General features: G+C 39.8%; 14 protein-coding genes and 1 pseudogene. 11 read left to right on the plus strand and 4 right to left on the minus strand.

The window, feature by feature from the left end; all coding sequences use genetic code 11:
- Window positions 1–129: 129 nt before the first annotated feature.
- Window positions 130–1,122 carry a phenylalanine--tRNA ligase subunit alpha gene (pheS, locus tag ACSQ6I_RS12675; protein WP_015217066.1) on the minus strand — a complete coding sequence of 331 codons (993 nt, stop codon included), beginning with the start codon at window positions 1,120–1,122 and terminating at the stop codon, window positions 130–132.
- 284 nt (window positions 1,123–1,406) lie between these two features.
- On the opposite strand from pheS, the gene surE reads away from it, so the two are divergent.
- From surE to ACSQ6I_RS12710, 7 genes are all read left to right on the plus strand, one after another.
- Window positions 1,407–2,204, plus strand: coding sequence for a 5'/3'-nucleotidase SurE (surE, locus tag ACSQ6I_RS12680; RefSeq protein ID WP_438890672.1), 798 nt, complete (start codon window positions 1,407–1,409; stop codon window positions 2,202–2,204).
- Between the two features lie 270 nt (window positions 2,205–2,474).
- Window positions 2,475–3,362 carry an MBL fold metallo-hydrolase gene (locus ACSQ6I_RS12685; RefSeq protein ID WP_438890673.1) on the plus strand — a complete coding sequence of 296 codons (888 nt, stop codon included), beginning with the start codon at window positions 2,475–2,477 and terminating at the stop codon, window positions 3,360–3,362.
- A 422-nt stretch (window positions 3,363–3,784) separates the two neighbouring features.
- Window positions 3,785–4,888 (plus strand): bifunctional riboflavin kinase/FAD synthetase, encoded by a 1,104-nt coding sequence (locus tag ACSQ6I_RS12690; protein ID WP_438890674.1) that lies wholly within the window; start codon window positions 3,785–3,787, stop codon window positions 4,886–4,888.
- A gap of 130 nt (window positions 4,889–5,018) precedes the next feature.
- Window positions 5,019–5,927, plus strand: a complete 909-nt coding sequence (locus tag ACSQ6I_RS12695; RefSeq protein ID WP_438890675.1) for an AAA family ATPase — start codon at window positions 5,019–5,021, stop codon at window positions 5,925–5,927.
- A 48-nt stretch (window positions 5,928–5,975) separates the two neighbouring features.
- Window positions 5,976–6,419 (plus strand): hypothetical protein, encoded by a 444-nt coding sequence (locus tag ACSQ6I_RS12700; protein WP_438890676.1) that lies wholly within the window; start codon window positions 5,976–5,978, stop codon window positions 6,417–6,419.
- A 76-nt stretch (window positions 6,420–6,495) separates the two neighbouring features.
- A complete protein-coding gene (locus tag ACSQ6I_RS12705; RefSeq protein ID WP_438890677.1) occupies window positions 6,496–8,739 on the plus strand; it encodes an NACHT domain-containing protein in 2,244 nt (747 codons plus the stop codon).
- 353 nt (window positions 8,740–9,092) lie between these two features.
- The gene (locus ACSQ6I_RS12710) at window positions 9,093–9,632 is read left to right on the plus strand and encodes a cytochrome C (RefSeq protein WP_438890678.1); all 540 of its coding nucleotides are present in this window, start codon (window positions 9,093–9,095) and stop codon (window positions 9,630–9,632) included.
- A gap of 55 nt (window positions 9,633–9,687) precedes the next feature.
- Here ACSQ6I_RS12710 and ACSQ6I_RS12715 read toward each other — a convergent pair whose 3' ends face one another.
- On the minus strand, window positions 9,688–10,074 hold the full coding sequence (locus ACSQ6I_RS12715) for a four helix bundle protein (protein ID WP_438890679.1): 387 nt from the start codon (window positions 10,072–10,074) through the stop codon (window positions 9,688–9,690).
- 274 nt (window positions 10,075–10,348) lie between these two features.
- Between ACSQ6I_RS12715 and secA the strand changes: the two genes are divergently transcribed.
- A complete protein-coding gene (gene secA, locus ACSQ6I_RS12720) occupies window positions 10,349–13,138 on the plus strand; it encodes a preprotein translocase subunit SecA (RefSeq protein WP_438890680.1) in 2,790 nt (929 codons plus the stop codon).
- A 349-nt stretch (window positions 13,139–13,487) separates the two neighbouring features.
- Window positions 13,488–14,234 (plus strand): hypothetical protein, encoded by a 747-nt coding sequence (locus ACSQ6I_RS12725; protein WP_438890681.1) that lies wholly within the window; start codon window positions 13,488–13,490, stop codon window positions 14,232–14,234.
- 264 nt (window positions 14,235–14,498) lie between these two features.
- On the opposite strand, the pseudogene ACSQ6I_RS12730 reads toward ACSQ6I_RS12725, so the two are convergent.
- Both ACSQ6I_RS12730 and ACSQ6I_RS12735 read right to left on the minus strand, forming a co-directional pair.
- Window positions 14,499–16,011, minus strand: a pseudogene (locus ACSQ6I_RS12730) (IS1380 family transposase).
- Window positions 16,012–16,176: 165 nt separating this feature from the next.
- A complete protein-coding gene (locus ACSQ6I_RS12735; RefSeq protein ID WP_438890682.1) occupies window positions 16,177–16,401 on the minus strand; it encodes an AbrB/MazE/SpoVT family DNA-binding domain-containing protein in 225 nt (74 codons plus the stop codon).
- A 189-nt stretch (window positions 16,402–16,590) separates the two neighbouring features.
- Between ACSQ6I_RS12735 and ACSQ6I_RS12740 the strand changes: the two genes are divergently transcribed.
- Both ACSQ6I_RS12740 and ACSQ6I_RS12745 read left to right on the plus strand, forming a co-directional pair.
- On the plus strand, window positions 16,591–17,268 hold the full coding sequence (locus tag ACSQ6I_RS12740; RefSeq protein ID WP_438890683.1) for a hypothetical protein: 678 nt from the start codon (window positions 16,591–16,593) through the stop codon (window positions 17,266–17,268).
- 196 nt (window positions 17,269–17,464) lie between these two features.
- On the plus strand, window positions 17,465–17,701 hold a 237-nt coding region (locus ACSQ6I_RS12745), incomplete at its 3' end, for a DUF3800 domain-containing protein (protein ID WP_438890684.1).

Raw genomic sequence — 17,701 nt, forward strand, 5'->3', positions numbered from 1 at the left:
CTCAAGATTAATAAATCCTCTTTGAATAATTGATAATTATGAAATTTGTGTTTATTGTAAAAATGAGTCAGTAGTCATTAGTCAGTTTTTCAGTGATTCTCCTAGTGACTACTGACCACTGACAATTAGTTAAAACTGCTGCAAAAAGCGCAAATCGCTATTATACAAACGGCGAATATCGTCAATTTGATGTAAAACCATTGCAAAACGTTCTACACCAAAACCGGCGGCAAAACCACTATAAACTTCTGGGTCATAACCTACAGATTTCAGTACATTGGGGTCAACCATGCCGCAACCCATGACCTCTAACCAGCGGCCATTCCACTGCAAATCTACCTCAGCAGAAGGTTCGGTAAAGGGGAAATAACTAGCGCGAAAGCGAATTGGTAAATCGCCAAACATTGCTTGTAAAAACATCTTTACAGTGCCTTTGAGGTCTGTAAAAGTCATTCCTTCATCGATCGCTAAAAGTTCAATTTGATGAAAAACTGCGGAGTGGGTCGCATCTACATCATCTCTTCGGTAAACTCGTCCTGGGGCTACAATCCGAAACGGTGGTTCTTCTTTTTCCATGTAGCGAATTTGCACCGATGAGGTATGAGTCCGCAGTAAATTACCATCTGGTAAGTAGAAAGTATCCTGCATATCACGGGCTGGATGGTCAGGTGGGGTATTCAGGGCTTCAAAATTGTAGTAATCTGTTTCCATCTCTGACCCTTGGGCGACGGTGTAACCCATACCGACGAAGATATCCAGCGCCTGATCAATGATGCCGTTGAGGGGATGTATGCGACCTTGGGGGCGGTAAATACCCGGCATTGTTACATCTAAAGTTTCAGCCTCTAGCTGTGCCTGAATTTGAGCAGATTCTAAAGCAGTGCGTTGCTGGTCAAGACTGTTTTGAATGGCTTCTTTAACTGTATTAGCGATCGCACCAATTTTGGGACGTTCCTCTGCACTCATCTGTCCCATACTGCGTAACAGCGCCCCCAGTTGACCTTTTTTGCCCAAATAGTTAACTCTAAGTTCCTCTAGGCGTTCCAGGGTATCAGCAGATGCGATCGCACTTTCTCCCTCTTGTCGCAATGCTAAAAGTTGTTCCTCTAAATTGCTAGTCATTAGTTATTAGTCATTTGTGATTAGTCTATAGTTTATAGTCCCCAGCAGCCGACAGAGGGCGTAAACGACCATGATTATATGGCATTATTTCCACTGCCCTAGTTTTTAGCGGAGACTCCTGCCTCTTTGTACTAGCATGGATATAAAACAATAGAGCCTAATTCTAGATCTCCCATAACAGAAATTTTATATTCTCTCTTGTGACCAAAAACACTGACAATAGACATTTAACTCATTATTAATGACTAATCACCAATTACCCAAGAACCAATGACCAATGACGCATGAAATTACTAATTAGCAACGATGACGGCGTTTCCGCCTTGGGTATACGCACCTTAGCCAACTGTTTAGCACAAGCTGGCCATAACGTTACCGTAGTTTGTCCAGATAGAGAGCGATCGGCTACAGGACACGGATTAACCTTACATCAACCAATTCGTGCCGAAATAGTTGAATCTGTTTTTCATCCCGCCGTCAAAGCTTGGGCTTGTGATGGGACACCTTCCGATTGTGTAAAATTAGCATTGTGGGCTTTGCTAGATTCTCCTCCTGACCTGGTGTTATCTGGAATCAACCAAGGTGCCAATTTAGGAACCGAAATTCTGTATTCAGGCACTGTTTCAGCAGCTATGGAAGGTATGATAGAAGGCATTCCTAGTATTGCGCTGAGTCTTACCAGTCATACTCACAAAGACTTTCACCCAGCTGCCAACTTTGCCAAACTCTTAGTTGAGCAGATAGCAGCAGCACCTTTACCAGACCTCATGTTACTTAACGTCAATATTCCTCCCATATCCTGGGAAGAAATTGCTGGTGTCACGCTCACTCGTCAGGGAGTACGTCGCTATGTTGATGTTTTTGACAAACGAGTTGATCCTCGTGGCAAAACCTATTACTGGTTAACTGGTGAGGTTTTAGAGGATGTCGAACCACCTGCTGGGTTAAATTTATCCCCAGACATTCCCATTGATGTCAATGTTGTCCGTAATAACTACATTAGTATTACTCCATTGCAATACAATCTTACGTATGCTAATGGACTGGATAAACTATCTACATGGGAATTTAAATTTCCGTAAATTTTTCAGAGTCTGCTCAAAATTTAGCATTCATTAAATTTACTGCCGTACATCTGAAGTTGCGAATTTAGGAGATATACTGGGATAACTCAATACACATAAATTATGCTCATCGAGAGTTGTAATATATATTATTACAATAAAAATTTATTAAGGTATACATTTTTACTAGTAGAATTGTGATACCCAAGGTTAGTCAGACAGCATAAACTGAAAAAATAAAAAGCATTTTTTTGATTGATCGCCAGCTCAGTCCAGCAACCAACACCCATGTCTAGGATAGAGAATCAATTTACAGTTCAATTTTGGGGAGTTAGGGGCAGCATCCCCTGTCCAGGGTCAAATACCGTCCGTTATGGCGGTAACACTCCTTGCGTTGCGATGCAAGTGGGTGGTAAAAACTTAGTTTTTGATTGTGGTACGGGAGTACACGTTTTGGGACAATCTTTATTGCCCCAAATGCCAGTAGAAGGTCATATATTCTTCACCCACTCCCATTGGGATCATATGCAGGGGTTTCCTTTCTTTACCCCAGCCTTTATCAAAGGTAATAAGTTTCATATCTATGGAGCGATCGCACCTGATGGATCAACCATTGAGCAACGGCTCAATGATCAAATGCTTCATCCCAACTTCCCCGTTCCATTGCAGATTATGCAGGCTAATCTGGAATTTCACAACATTAAAGCCGGCAAACCAATTTACATCGACGACATTATCATAGAAACTGCACCGTTAAACCATCCCGGTGAAGCCGTAGGATATAGAGTGAACTGGCGAGGTGGAGCCGCTGTTTACATCACAGATACAGAACATTTTCCTGATAAATTAGATGAAAATATCCTCTGGCTATCACGGGATGCCGACATCTTAATTTACGATTCCACCTACACTGACGAAGAATACTATTCTTCAAAATCACCCAGAATTGGCTGGGGACATTCCACTTGGCAAGAAGCAGTCAAAATGGCACAAGCTGCCAACGTCAAAACCCTAGTTATTTACCACCATGATCCAGCCCACAACGACGATTTTTTAGATGATGTAGGCAAACAAGCATCTGAAAAATTTTCTGGCGCAATCATGGCCAAGGAAGGATTAGTACTGCCAATTCCCGTTTTAGATCCTGTATCAGAATCCTTTCCTCTGAGCAAGTGAGTAAGTCTCTCATTGATAATTAAATAAACAAGTCTGTACACTTATTGACAAATATCTATAGGTGTATTATTTATAAGCCTAATGAATTCGCCAAAAAATTAGGTCTTTCTGTAAAAACAATTCAGCAAAAAATTTATTCTTAACATTTTTGCCTCCTATCCTCTGTTCTCTGCCTTTCTTCCGTCATTTGTAGATTTTAGATTAGATTGGTGATCAGAGAGCTAACAGCGCCATAGCCTGCCTATTGGTGAAGTGGCAATTACTGGTAGATCAGCTTTTTGGCTTCACCAGCAGGCCAAATAAGCCTCTAGAAGCCTCTCAAGCTGCTGAGGATAGGTAAACGTCCTACAGCAAAAATAGAAGCAACTGAGAGGTCGCCAAGCGCTGATAGCTAAAAATAAACCTAAAATCCCAGAATCCACGTGCTAAATTTGTCTCAAAATGGGTGTTCTGTGTGGGTTGCTTCTTCGACCGAATTGGCTCGAACACCGACTGCGATCGCTCTTGGTAAATTTGATGGTGTTCATATTGGTCATCAAAAGGTAATTCAACCAGTTTTGCAGTCAGCAAGGGGTGAAGATGGGCGAGGAGATGGGGAAAAAATACCAGAAGGCGCACCTATTCATCCTAGTCAATCATCAACTTTACCATCATCCCCAAGACATACATATTCAACAGTAGTCACCTTTGATCCTCATCCCCAGGAGTTTTTTACAGGTCAACCCCGTGCTTTGTTGACACCACTCGATGAAAAAGTTCAACAATTGCGATCGCTTGGAGTAGAACAATTAGTACTGTTACCCTTCGACAAAGAACTATCTGCCCTATCACCCCAAGATTTCGTCGCCAAAATCCTTGTCCAACAACTACAATGTCAAAAAATCAGCGTTGGGCAGGATTTCTGTTTTGGGAAAAAGCGCATGGGTACTGCCCAAGATTTGCAAATACTCGCTGCCCAGTACAATATACCTGTAACCATTGTTCCCCTACAAACTGATACAGGAAACTTGCTCAAAAATAGCAGTTGTCTCAACACCGAGCCAATTGAAGATGGTCGCATTAGCACTTCATTAATTCGCCAAACTTTAGAAGCAGGCAATATTCAACGAGCCAACCGCTTACTAGGAAGACCTTATACCCTCACAGGTGTAGTCATACCAGGTCAACATTTGGGTAGAACCATTGGCTTTCCCACCGCCAACCTGCAACTACCAAAAGATAAATTTTTACCCCTTCAGGGAGTTTATGCAGTGCGGGTGATCATCCTCAACGAAACGCCAGAAAATCTTCCCACTCAGAACTTAGGTGTAATGAATATCGGCAATCGCCCCACTGTCAACGGTACTCATTCCTCAGTAGAAGTACACTTGTTGGATTGGTTCGGTGATTTATATGGAAAAAACTTGGTAGTACAGCTAGTAAAATTTTTGCGTCCCGAACAAAAATTTCCTGCCCTAGAAGCCCTAAAAACTCAAATCCAACTTGACTGTACTGTAGCCAGAGAAATTTTGAGTACACAATGCTGAATTTGCAAAATTAATTGGGAAGTATATATTGATGGGTAATTGATAATAGGTGATTGGTAAGGTGATTAATCTCCCAATCCTCATCATCTCCCTTATCCTCCCCATCTACCCACCTCCCCAACCCCAGTGCATGAGAGATAAAATTGACGTTTTAACACAAAACCTAGCTCGTACCATCGTTGGTAAAAATGAAGCAATAGACTTAGTGATAATTGCTTTACTCAGTGGTGGCCATGCCTTGCTAGAAGATGTTCCTGGGGTTGGTAAAACCCTGCTCGCCAAATCTTTAGCCCGGTCTGTAGATGGTAAATTTCAAAGATTACAGTGTACCCCCGATTTATTACCAACTGACATCACCGGCACGAATATTTGGAATCCTAAAAGCGGCGAATTTAGTTTTCTCCCTGGGCCAATATTTGCCAATGTGCTGTTAGCCGACGAAATTAACCGTGCTACCCCCCGCACCCAGTCAGCCTTGCTGGAAGTGATGGAAGAAAATCAGGTAACAGTTGATGGTGTTTCCCGTGCAGTTCCTCAACCATTTTTTGTCATTGCTACCCAAAACCCTATTGAGTATCAAGGTACTTTTCCTCTGCCCGAAGCACAGATGGATCGGTTTATGCTGTCCCTAAGCTTGGGCTATCCTTCCGAGTCAGATGAATTGGAAATGTTACAAAATCTGCAAAATGGGATTCAGGTAGCTGATTTGCAGCCTTGTATTACTTTGGCAGAAATAGCTCAGTTACGGCAACTTTGTTCGCAAGTAAAAGTAGAAATATCGTTGCAGCAATATATTTTAGAATTGGTGCGAGCAACTAGAGAAGATGAAGAAATCACTCTCGGCGTTAGTCCTCGTGGGACTGTGGCATTACAAAAAGCCAGTCAAGCACGAGCTTTTATGTTAGGGCGAGATTATGCTATTCCCGATGATGTGAAGTTTCTCGCTCCTCACGTTATGTCTCATCGCCTGATTCCTAGAGGTGGCAGGAATTCTAGGACTATAGTAGATCGGTTATTGCGATCGCTCCCCATTCCTTAAAATGTATTGTCGCAAAATATAAAAAAAGTCTTTCACCAGGAAAAATCCATGTTTGGTAAAAAGCAACCGGAACCACCAAGCCAATCTCAAAGCATGAGTGGTGTAACAGCGACTGGCGGTGTGATTCAACAAGGACAAGCAGGGCGTGATTTCCAGCAAAGTCAATCAGGAAAACTGGAAACACAGCAGGAAATCACCAATACAGATGTAGTTAAGCAATTAGAACTTCTGGAAATAGCCGTAAAAGCCGCAACACTGACTCAAGATGAGAAAGATGAACTGCTGGACTATTTGCGACCTGCCAAGCGCGAAGCAGCTAAAGAAGGTGTGAACAAAGACATGGTGGGGCAGTATCTGAAACCGGTTAATGAGACGCTCAAAACCATGAAAGACACCACAGAAGCCGGAAAGAGCCTGTGGAAAACAGGACAGGAAGTTTTTGGAGCGATCGCACCTTGGTTAGGAGTAGCAGCCAAATTGATTGGAATGTAGGGACATTGAGTTAAATTTACGACACAATATAAACAGATTTCTCCACTGGTAATTAAGACGGCTAGTGGAGTTCTTTATGGGTATGGGAATGGGGCAAAATCAGGATATTGGTAATAGCTCACTTGCAAATAGTGAAGTTCAGCAGACTCAAGCAGGACGAGATGCAGTTAGTTTTCAAAATAGCAAAGATAACCAAGTCACCATCAATAACACTATCCTGCGGTTGTTTGGCAAATCAGAACCGCAAAAGGTTGATTGGGATTGGGGAAAGTTATTACTAGAAAAAAAGCAGTTACCTGATATCCGTCAACGCTTGACTGATACCTTGGGACAGAAACGCATTTCTATAAATGTATCTTTTGCAGAACAACTATCTTGGGTAAATCGCACTTTGCAGATTAATGGCCAAGATTACGGAAATCTTGATGCTAATAAACTGCTGATTGAGACTTATGGAAGAGATGATATTGCAGGAAAACTGCTGATTTTAGGAGCGCCGGGAGCCGGTAAAACCACAGCATTGTTAAGTTTAGCAGAGCAGTTAATTTGTGGTGCGCTCAAAAATCCTCAAACTGTAATTCCCGTCTTATTTGAGCTTTCCACTTGGCGCGATGACAACCAAAGTATTGAGCAATGGCTAATTGAACAACTTTATGAACTACATGGGGGAAACCGCAAATATAAAATTTATGAACGCTGGTTAGAACAACAGGTTTTATTACCCCTGCTAGATGGGTTAGATGAACTGGGACTAGAAAGACAGAAAAAATGCACCATCAAACTTCAGGAATTTGCCCAGAATTATCCTCATGTTGTCGTCTGCTGTCGTCTCAAAGAATTTGAAGCGGTAAACCTGAAACTTAAAACCTTGAGAGGTGCAGTGTGTCTTCAGCCTTTATCAGATATACAAATTCAAAATTATCTACATAGCCTGAATCGCTCAGAATTATGGTCAGTGATTAAGAAAAATGTTGATTTCAGAAAGCTTTTAGAACCTACTCCAGAGGGTGAACCAGGTTTGTTGCGTGTGCCATTGTTCGTTAAGCTGGTTGTTGATGTGTATGATCCACAAAAACCTATTAGCAGTAAAGCAGACTTGTTAGAAAAGTATATTGATCGTCAGTTGTCCATAGATACCCGTGAACAAGATCGCCGCAAAGAGAAGGAACTAAGTAAATGGGCATACAAAACAGTAGAAGATGAAGTAGGTAAGCGACAAACCAGTGGCAGTTTAACTTGGATAGCACAAGTATTGAAAGAGAATCATCAAACAGAATTTTTGATCGAGAAAATGCAGCCTAAATATCTGAATAAAAAACTACGTCAATGGCAATATTGGCTGTTACTTTTCATGGTGAATATATTAATTTCTGGAACTATTGCTACAGTTATGATCCTGCCATTAGTTATATCAGAATATCCATTTTCATGGTCATTTATTCCTAACAGTGTATTAGTATTCGGACTGTTTTTTGGATTCATTATTTCCACTGAGCCTAAAGCTGATGGCACTCTATTAATAATATACCCACTTGTCTATTTTTTTTGTTTTTTATTCAAAAAGGAAATACCAATAGAGCTTAAAAAATATGTACCTATTTTGCATAATATCGATCTATCTTACAGATTTAGGCTAAGAATACCTTCACTAAAAGATTTGAAAATGCAAGTGTTTCAACCTTCATTAACACTAGCACTAGTATTACCTAAATTAATGGCAATTCTTCCCTTTAATATTATGTCTATCTTGTTGATGATTTTGTATGACATATTAGAATTATCAAGATATCCTGATGATAATTTCATATTTTTACCGACTATTCAAAAGATAAAAATCCTTGATCAAGAAGGGTTCTGTTGGCTTAAAATTTTTATTACTATCACGTTTTTCCCAATTACTATAATATTTATTATATTATTTGGAACAATAAGTCTAATTTCTATTTTATTCTCAGAAAAAATAGAAACATCATATACTCCAAATCAAGGATTAGAAGAAGCTTTTAAATCTGTCTTTTTTATTTCTATACTTTTACTTTTCTATATTTTTTACTTTTCCTTCCTATCTTTCCAAATACAACCCATATACTATCAAATTATTAATACTGTTCTAGGCTTTCTAGCTTGTTCAATTTACTTACCCGTCATAAAGCACCTTTGCCTACGCTTCATCCTTTGGCAAAGTGGCACTATCCCTTGGAATCTTGCTCAATTCCTCAACTACTGCGTCGAGCGGCGTTTGTTGTTACGTGTTGGTGGGCGTTATCGCTTCCTACACAGAGAACTCCTTGACCATTTTGCTCAGTCCAGTAATCCCTGATTTTGTAGTTTATAACTTGAAACTTCCTGCTCAGAACTCGAAACTTCCTACTCAAAACTTGGAATTTCCTGCTCAGAACTCGAAACTTTCTACTCAAAACTCGGAACTTTCTACTCAGAACTCGGAACTTCCTGCTCAAAACTCGAAACTTTCTACTCAAAACTCGGAACTTTCTACTCAAAACTCGGAACTTGAAGATTATAGGAGAACTCCACAAAATAAATTATCCAATTTCACCAAATCAAAACGACTTTTTCCATTCCCCCTGCCCCCTGCCCCCTGCCTTTTTTTATTTGCCAGTCTCTAAGTCCTATGATTAGCAAAGAGTGTAACATCCTGTAAGTGTGAGGTTTATGTCAAATTTAGTAAAGTCCAAATCTCCCAAACGCCGACTCAAACGCCAACTCCTCATCGTCATGGCGGTGATTTTCGCTTGGAGTATAGCCATAGGATTCATACTAGGTTTAGCTACCAGCACCCAAGCAGCTAACCCCGCTTCCTCTATTGGCACTGTTGATGTAGTACCTGCACAATACCAACTAGGGCAAGAACTATATTTAGAAAACTGCGCCAGTTGTCACATTGGCATCCCACCGGCAGTTTTTCCTACCCAAACGTGGAAAAATCTGATTGAAGATTCCCAGCACTATGGGGTACAGATTCAGCCCTTAGTAGATCCGCAGCGGATTTTGGTGTGGAAATACTTGTCAACTTTTTCCCGTGTGCAACTCGAAGACGAAGCAACACCTTATCGCTTCAATAGATCACGTTATTTTCAAGCTTTGCATCCTGATGTCAAATTACCAAATCCTTTGCAAGTTAACAGTTGTGTAAGTTGTCATCCCGGTGCTAGTAAGTATAATTTCCGTAACCTGACGACCGAGTGGGAGTAGGAAGCAGGTCAAAAGAGGTAAGGGAGCAGGGAGCAGGGGGCAGGGAGATTAGAAATTAGCGTTTTATGAGCCAAGGATATGGATTGTTAACTATAGTTACTAGAATCCCTAAAACTCGGTTGTACACTCCATAAATTTCTCTGCCTGTGTCAACATCTAAATAACCACATTTCACAGCAAACTTAAGCCAGGTCTGAGTTTCTGCTGCTTCAGCTTCACAATCATTCAGTTTAGCGATAAAAGCCGCTTCATAACGACGCTTTCTCCATGCCTCGGCTAAATTAGTACAAACAGAGCGTGATGATCTACGGATTTGGTCAGTCAATGAATATCTTTCCTCTATAGGAAACTTCTTTGACAGTTCAAATATTTTCATGGCGACATCAAATGCTATTTTGTATACTTCTAGGTCTTCATGACTTTTGATTGGTTCTTTTTCCATTCCCCCTGCTCCCTGCTCCCTGCCCCCTGCCTCCTGCCCCCTGCACCATCTGGGGGCAAAATGATACTATGAAGAGGCTTTAAATATAAAATATAGGTTGAAACCAATCATCCTATCAAGGTGATTGACCTGTTTTTATTAGGTTTTTGAGTAAATTCTCATTTCCACGCCATTCAAAAGCAAAATGGCGGGATTGAGTTAACTGTCTATAATCATATAGCTATTCGCTAAACCTTTAATTCTCATCCCCCTTGATTTAGTTCCATAAACTGCCATGCTAAAACTATTGTTGGGCGATCCCAACGCTCGTAAGCTTAAAAAATACCAACCTTACATTACAGAAATTAACCTCTTAGAGGAAGAAATTCAGCCACTCTCTGATGAAGAGTTAAAAGGCAAAACTGTTGAGTTTAAACAACGGCTTGCCCAAGGCGAAACACTTGATGATATATTGCCTGAAGCTTTTGCTGTTGTCCGGGAAGCAGGACGGAGAGTATTAGGGTTGCGCCACTTTGATGTGCAACTATTAGGTGGTGTGATTCTGCATAGCGGACAAATCGCCGAAATGAAAACCGGTGAAGGTAAAACTTTGGTGGCTACCTTACCGAGTTATTTAAATGCCTTAACTGGTAAAGGTGTCCATGTCATTACCGTCAATGATTACCTGGCACGTCGGGACGCGGAATGGATGGGGCAGGTACACCGGTTCTTGGGATTAAGTGTAGGGCTAATTCAGTCCACTATGACTCCCAGTGAACGCCAAAAAAACTATCAGTGCGATATTACCTATGTCACCAATAGCGAAGTAGGTTTTGACTATTTGCGGGATAATATGGCGACATCAATGGCTGATGTGGTACAACCGCCGTTTAATTATTGCGTTATTGACGAGGTAGACTCGATTTTAGTGGATGAGGCGCGGACACCGCTGATTATTTCTGGACAGGTGGAAAGACCGACAGAAAAATACCTGCAAGCGGCAGAAATTGCTTTTACGCTGAAAAAAGATGAACATTACGAAGTAGATGAAAAGGCGCGTAACGTTCTCTTAAGTGATGAAGGTTTTGCGGAAGCTGAAAATCTTTTGGGTGTGACAGATTTATTTGACCCGGAAGATCCTTGGGCGCATTTTATGTTTAATGCGATTAAGGCTAAGGAATTGTTCCTTAAAGATGTAAATTATATTGTCCGCAATGATGAAGTTGTGATTGTCGATGAATTTACAGGTCGGGTGCTGCCGGGACGACGTTGGAGTGATGGATTGCACCAAGCAATTGAAGCGAAGGAACACGTAGAAATTCAGCCAGAAACCCAAACTTTGGCGACGATTACTTATCAAAACCTGTTTTTGCTGTATCCCAAGTTGGGGGGAATGACGGGAACTGCAAAAACGGAAGAAGTGGAGTTTGAAAAGATTTACAAACTGGAAGTTGCGATTATTCCTACTAACCGCATCAGAAGACGGGAAGACCTGTCTGATATGGTGTTTAAGACGGAACCGGGTAAGTGGAGAGCGATCGCTCAAGAATGCGCCCAAATGCACGAAAATGGTAGACCTGTGTTAGTGGGAACCACCAGCGTTGAAAAATCTGAACTTCTCAGCCGACTCCTCAAGGAAATGGAAATTCCCCACGAGTTACTCAACGCTAGACCAGAAAACGTGGAACGGGAAGCGGAAATCGTCGCCCAAGCCGGACGGAGAGGGGCTGTAACTATCGCCACGAACATGGCGGGAAGAGGTACAGATATCATCCTCGGTGGTAACTCCGAATATATGGCGCGGTTGAAGTTACGGGAATACTTTATGCCCCGTATTGTCAGCCCAGAAGATGAAGATAGTTTCGGTATGCAAAGGGCTTCTGGACTACCTATGGGTCATGGTAGTGGTCAAGGTTTTGCGCCTGGTAAAAAGGTGAAAACTTGGCGGGCTTCCCCAGAAATTTTCCCCACTCAGTTATCTAAGGAGACAGAACAGCTTTTAAAAGAAGCTGTAGAAGTGGCGGTGAAGGAGTATGGTGAGCGCAGTTTACCAGAATTGGAAGCGGAAGATAAGGTGGCTATAGCTGCGGAGAAAGCACCAATAGATGATCCTGTGATTCAAAAATTGCGGGAAGCTTACCAACGCATTAAGCATGAGTATGAAGTATTCACCAGCACTGAACATGATGATGTGGTGAGTAGAGGCGGTTTGCACGTTATTGGTACAGAACGCCATGAGTCACGCCGGATTGATAACCAGTTGCGCGGAAGGGCTGGTAGACAAGGTGATCCAGGAACGACAAGATTCTTCCTCAGTTTAGAGGATAACCTATTAAGGATCTTTGGGGGCGATCGCGTTGCCGGCTTAATGAATGCTTTCCAAGTAGAGGAAGATATGCCTATTGAATCAGGTATGTTAACTCGCAGTTTGGAAGGCGCACAGAAAAAGGTTGAAACCTATTACTACGACATCCGTAAACAGGTGTTTGAGTATGACGAGGTAATGAATAACCAACGTCGTGCTATTTACGCCGAACGTCGTCGGGTGTTGGAAGGTCAAGATTTGAAGGAACAGGTAATTAAATACGCCGAAAAAACGATGGATGACATCGTTGATTATTACATCAACCCTGATTTACCTTCGGAAGAATGGGAATTAGAAAAATTGGTGGAGAAGGTGAAGGAGTTTGTTTACCTGTTGGCTGATATGCAGCCTAACCAATTAGAAGATATGGGAATGGGCGAAATTAAAGCTTTCCTCCATGAACAAGCGCGTATTGCCTATGATATGAAGGAGGCGCAAATTGACCAAATTCAACCGGGTTTGATGCGTCAAGCAGAACGGTTCTTTATTCTCCAACGCATAGATACTTTGTGGCGGGAACATCTGCAACAAATGGATGCTTTGCGGGATTCGGTTGGTTTGCGTGGTTATGGTCAAAAAGATCCGCTGATTGAGTATAAGAGTGAGGGTTATGAGTTGTTCTTGGATATGATGGTGAATATCCGCCGTGATGTGGTTTATTCGCTGTTTATGTTCCAGCCTCAGCCTCAGCCTACTGTGCAGACTTCTGAGATGGTTTAAGAGTTTTTTTCACGCAGAGACGCAGAGGCGCAAGAGAGGCGTTTTCTGCGTCTTTTGTTTTATGGTGAGAAGGGGAAAAATGAACCACGAAGGCGCGAAGGACACGAAGGAAGAGGAGGAAGAGGAGGAAGAGGAGGAAGAGAAGAGAAGGTTATTTATTCTGCGAACATTTCCGCTAATATATCCAAAACTGCTTTTTGTTCTTCTATGGTAATTTGACCTAGAAATTTTACTAAGCGGGTCTTATCTACTGTGCGAATACTGCAATTAAGTATTTTTACTATGGCTGTTATTTTTGAATGTGTTTATTATATATGAGCTTATCAAAAAGTATTAAAATTTATACATTATGAATTTAGTTACTATTACATTTGACTCAAATGTTTTTCCAAAAGTGGTTAATCCAGATAAATATCCCAATGAAGAGTCTGTCCTTAGTTTTAAAAGAATAAATTCATCTATTAGAAACGGATATGCAAAGGGTTTCTTAGCTGAAACCATTTTTACTTTAGATGCAATCAATAAGAAAAATCGACTTCAATTTTTTAAAGAGTTTAGTCCAAATTTTTCTAGTAAAGAATCTATTCAGAATAATAGTAGAAGACTTTCAATTAGTATGAATCCAGATACTACCTCTCATCCCGGTAATAATCAATATTTGGAGTCAGATTTAAATGATGCTTTACAGTTAGGATTTAAGATTTTACCATGTACAAGAATAGGTTGGTTCAGAAACCCTGATTTACAAAGGGAGTGGTTTGTACAGTTGACAGAAACCAACATACATGAATATGAAGACAAAGTTTCAGAGATAATACATAAAATAGATAAAAATCGGTGCGGAAGTTTCTATTTAAAAGAAATAGGGGAAAAATATAAAAGAGGAACAGAACATTGGACAAATGCGCTTAAAAATGTTCCTGAGTCTGAAGAAAAAGCAATGATAAAAGCCTTTGCAGAATGGGCTGATGGTGATGCTATTGCTTTCCACATTGCATATGGTAATGAATATTTTTGTACACGCGATCAAGGTAGAAATGCAGGGCAAGGATCAGTTATGTCTAAAAAAAATCGTGAATGGTTAGAAGAAGACTAAACCCGGATTTCTCACAAGTGAGATAAAAACGCTTAGGTTAACCAAATTGACGACAATTTAATTGATACATTATCAAAATACCTCCAGAGATAAGTATCTCAAAGTAAAAACCGAAGTATATAAGGATATATCAAATACATTAGAAGTGATTAATACTGAAGCCGAAAACTGTTAATAATAAAAATTGACATACTAATTCATGAGTTAAATCAAGTAAAATAACCCCAAAAAAATCACTTATTAAAAATTAGAAATAGCGATGAATTACGAATTATATGATGTCATAATTAACGATTGACTTGGTATTCGAGATAAACACTGATAAACCGTGGCAAAAAGCTCCTGATAAGGACAAGCATTACTAATTGCGATTAAAACCCGTCGTTTACTAATAGTAATAACAGACTCCTAGCTTCAGTAACTGTGTACGGATAGTCTCAACAGTTGCATTTTTCAGTTCTGTTTTTGCTAAACATTGCTCTCGCAGAGCATTCATCAAGACATAAGCAATAGATGCTAACCACAAACGTAATTGATTTCCGGCAAATGTATGGGTACTAGTTCTATCACTTTTTAGCCCTAATTTTTGTTCTTTTAAGCAATTCTCCATGTTGCCTCGTGGGCAATATTTTTGAGTATAAAGTCGTCCAGGAGGAATTTTATTAATCGGGAGTGAAGTCACTACAAAGCGAGTATCGACTTCTTCATAGCTATACTCAACTTTGGCAACAACACGACGATTACGACTCCAACTATCTAGAGTTTGATAGTCAAGAGAACAATACCAAATTGAGTTATCAACCAATGCTGCTGCGTCGGTTTTTAAATCTGGTGATGAGGGAAACAAGGTTTCAAAAAACTTGACTATGGGTTGAATCTTTGCCGCGAATTCTTGGGATGCACGATACTTTATTGATTGAGATAGCTGGATTAGACGATTATTCGGTGCGAGTCCAAATACATAGTCAATTCCAGTTTGAGATTCACACCATGCCATAATCTCTTCTCTGGAATAAGCGCTATCTCCTCGAATAATAATTTTTACGTTCTGCCATCGTGAGCGGATTATTTTTATAACTCGTTGTAATTCTTCTATTCCCCCTTCTGCTGGTTCTACATTAGATGCACGAAGTTTTGCTGCGAGTAAATGTTTACCACAGAAAATGTAAAGTGGAGCATAACAATATCCTCTATAATAAGGATTGAAGAATGTTTCTTCTTGATTACCATGTACCAAATCATCAGTAACATCTAAATCCAAAATTATCTGTCTTGGTGGTTTTTGATAAGATTCTAGAAATAGCTCAACCAAGAGTGTTTCTATGGCTGACGCATCATGTTCAATACGATGATATCGACTATCCCACCTTGTAGATACATTTTCTGGGCAATGTTCCAGACGATTTAAAGTACTTTTTCCCGCCAATGTCATTGATTCTTGTGACGAATTCACCACTTTTCCCACACAGAGCGCAAATATCGGATCGTGACGTAGATTTTCATGGTCATTTATATCTTCATAGCCCATGATTAAGCCATATATTCTTTGTGCAATTAAGCTATGAACTGGATGTAAAATTTTATTTGGCTGTCGGTAATCTTTGAAACATCTTGCCAGCCGCGATGTTATTTCTCTTTTTCTGTCCAGTTCCGCAATTAATGTTAACCCGGCATCAGATATTACAGGCTCACCCTTGAAATTTACTACAACTGGACATGAATTCTCTTGTTCAAATATGAACTGTTCCGGTATACAATCGTTTTTATTGGGGGTCATGCTTCAAACTGCTAGAATCCTTTGACAATATACATCTTGGCAGTTTATGACCCTTATTTTTCCAGTCTTGTGAGAAATTCGGGTTTATAGTATTAAATTCATTAGTCCTGAAGATTTAGAGAAAATTCTTACAGCATAAATTGCTATTCCTAGTAAGAATCCATCTTAATATATGTTTGAGGCTATTTCATTTTTATTTTCCGCAATTTCCATAAATGCTTGTTCCCAACCTTTTCTTACTTGTTTAAGTGTGCGAATAATCAGATTATTTCCTTGAACTTCTATTTCTACTTCTGAAGTAATACTACTTTGTTCTAACAGTGTTTTAGGAATCAAAACACCTTGCGAATCTCCGATTTTGACGATTTGGGTTCTAACAGCTTTGCCCATTGTATGTGATTTGGGGATAGGGTAGTGTTTACATCGTAATTACATTCGTAAAAATAGTCAAGTACCTGTTCAATGTAATGTCTTTTTTGGTATTGATTTTGATTGGGTTTCACACAAATAAGTGAGAATGTGTTATTTTATTTATTTTTCAGTCAAATCTGAATCCAGGATAAAAATATGACAGACTATATGACTAAAACTGAATTCGCTAACCGTTTTGAAGATTTTCAAAATTCACCAGAAATGGAAATTTATAAGAACTTACTAGCTTTGAAAGCGAGCTTTCGTGTTTTCAACGGAAACTTTAATGAACTCCAAGAATATCTAGAGCATCTCAAAACACCAAATGAGGCTTTAGTTAAGTATTCTTACGATAAAAGAGAAAATATAGAGGCTTTAATTGATGAAAGTTCGAGGTTATTTCATAACTTCCTTTCATCTGCAAAATCATTAGTAGATCATACAAGAGTAATTGTTAATAGATTATATCCGGCAGATCATGAATTTAATCAAGAGTATCAAAATAAGCTTCAAGCAGATTTAGCAAATCATCCTGTGCAAAAGTTTATACAAAATTTACGTAACTACACTCAACATTACACTTTACCAATACCTGATTTACAGATTGCTTTTGGAGAGGATATGAAATTCACTATGCAGATTGATACTAAGGAGCTACTAAAGTGGAAGAAATGGGGGGACTCAAAACCATATTTAGAAAATCTCGGAGACAGTTTTTCACTTGTAGATTTAGCTAATGAATATTATCAAATAATTCAAGATTTTTATGTATGGCTAACTGAGAGACAACATAATATTCATCAACAAGACTTAGAAAATCTTAAAAATATGCAAAAAGACCTCTAATATACAAGATTGGGTTGAGTAACAAAACCTTACATAATTAAGTTTTTGAGCAATTTCCCTAATATTCTTCTCACGACACCAAAACTAGATTGAGTTGCTATAATGTAGATAGCAGTCAAGAGGTCTGACTTTTTCGGATCGCGGTAGCTAGGTCTACCCTTGACTGATTTTTATTGTCTAAGGATACATAATAGCCATGTACTTGCTGTATGCAGATGAGTCAGGCACTACCCATGACCTAAACCAGCAATATTTTGTACTGGCTGGATTGTGTATATTTGAACGTCAAGGCTATTGGATTTCTGATCAGCTTGATAAAATTGCTGCTAGATTTGACCCCGCTGATCCTTTATCAGTTGAACTACATGGTAGTCCAATGCTAAGTGGTAGAGGAAAGTGGAGAAGCTATTCTAAAAGTGATAGAGAAAAAGTT

The sequence above is a fragment of the Anabaena sp. WFMT genome (genome assembly GCF_051781005.1).
GTDB lineage: Bacteria > Cyanobacteriota > Cyanobacteriia > Cyanobacteriales > Nostocaceae > Anabaena.

Excerpts from the sequence above, each read along its gene's own strand:
- pheS (WP_015217066.1), bottom strand. The coding sequence starts at position 1,122 with ATGACTAGCAATTTAGAGGAACAACTTTTAGCATTGCGACAAGAGGGA.
- surE (WP_438890672.1), top strand. The coding sequence starts at position 1,407 with ATGAAATTACTAATTAGCAACGATGACGGCGTTTCCGCCTTGGGTATA.
- ACSQ6I_RS12685 (WP_438890673.1), top strand. The coding sequence starts at position 2,475 with ATGTCTAGGATAGAGAATCAATTTACAGTTCAATTTTGGGGAGTTAGG.
- ACSQ6I_RS12695 (WP_438890675.1), top strand. The coding sequence starts at position 5,019 with ATGAGAGATAAAATTGACGTTTTAACACAAAACCTAGCTCGTACCATC.
- ACSQ6I_RS12700 (WP_438890676.1), top strand. The coding sequence starts at position 5,976 with ATGTTTGGTAAAAAGCAACCGGAACCACCAAGCCAATCTCAAAGCATG.
- ACSQ6I_RS12705 (WP_438890677.1), top strand. The coding sequence starts at position 6,496 with ATGGGTATGGGAATGGGGCAAAATCAGGATATTGGTAATAGCTCACTT.
- ACSQ6I_RS12710 (WP_438890678.1), top strand. The coding sequence starts at position 9,093 with ATGTCAAATTTAGTAAAGTCCAAATCTCCCAAACGCCGACTCAAACGC.
- ACSQ6I_RS12715 (WP_438890679.1), bottom strand. The coding sequence starts at position 10,074 with ATGGAAAAAGAACCAATCAAAAGTCATGAAGACCTAGAAGTATACAAA.
- secA (WP_438890680.1), top strand. The coding sequence starts at position 10,349 with ATGCTAAAACTATTGTTGGGCGATCCCAACGCTCGTAAGCTTAAAAAA.
- ACSQ6I_RS12725 (WP_438890681.1), top strand. The coding sequence starts at position 13,488 with ATGAATTTAGTTACTATTACATTTGACTCAAATGTTTTTCCAAAAGTG.
- ACSQ6I_RS12735 (WP_438890682.1), bottom strand. The coding sequence starts at position 16,401 with ATGGGCAAAGCTGTTAGAACCCAAATCGTCAAAATCGGAGATTCGCAA.
- ACSQ6I_RS12740 (WP_438890683.1), top strand. The coding sequence starts at position 16,591 with ATGACTAAAACTGAATTCGCTAACCGTTTTGAAGATTTTCAAAATTCA.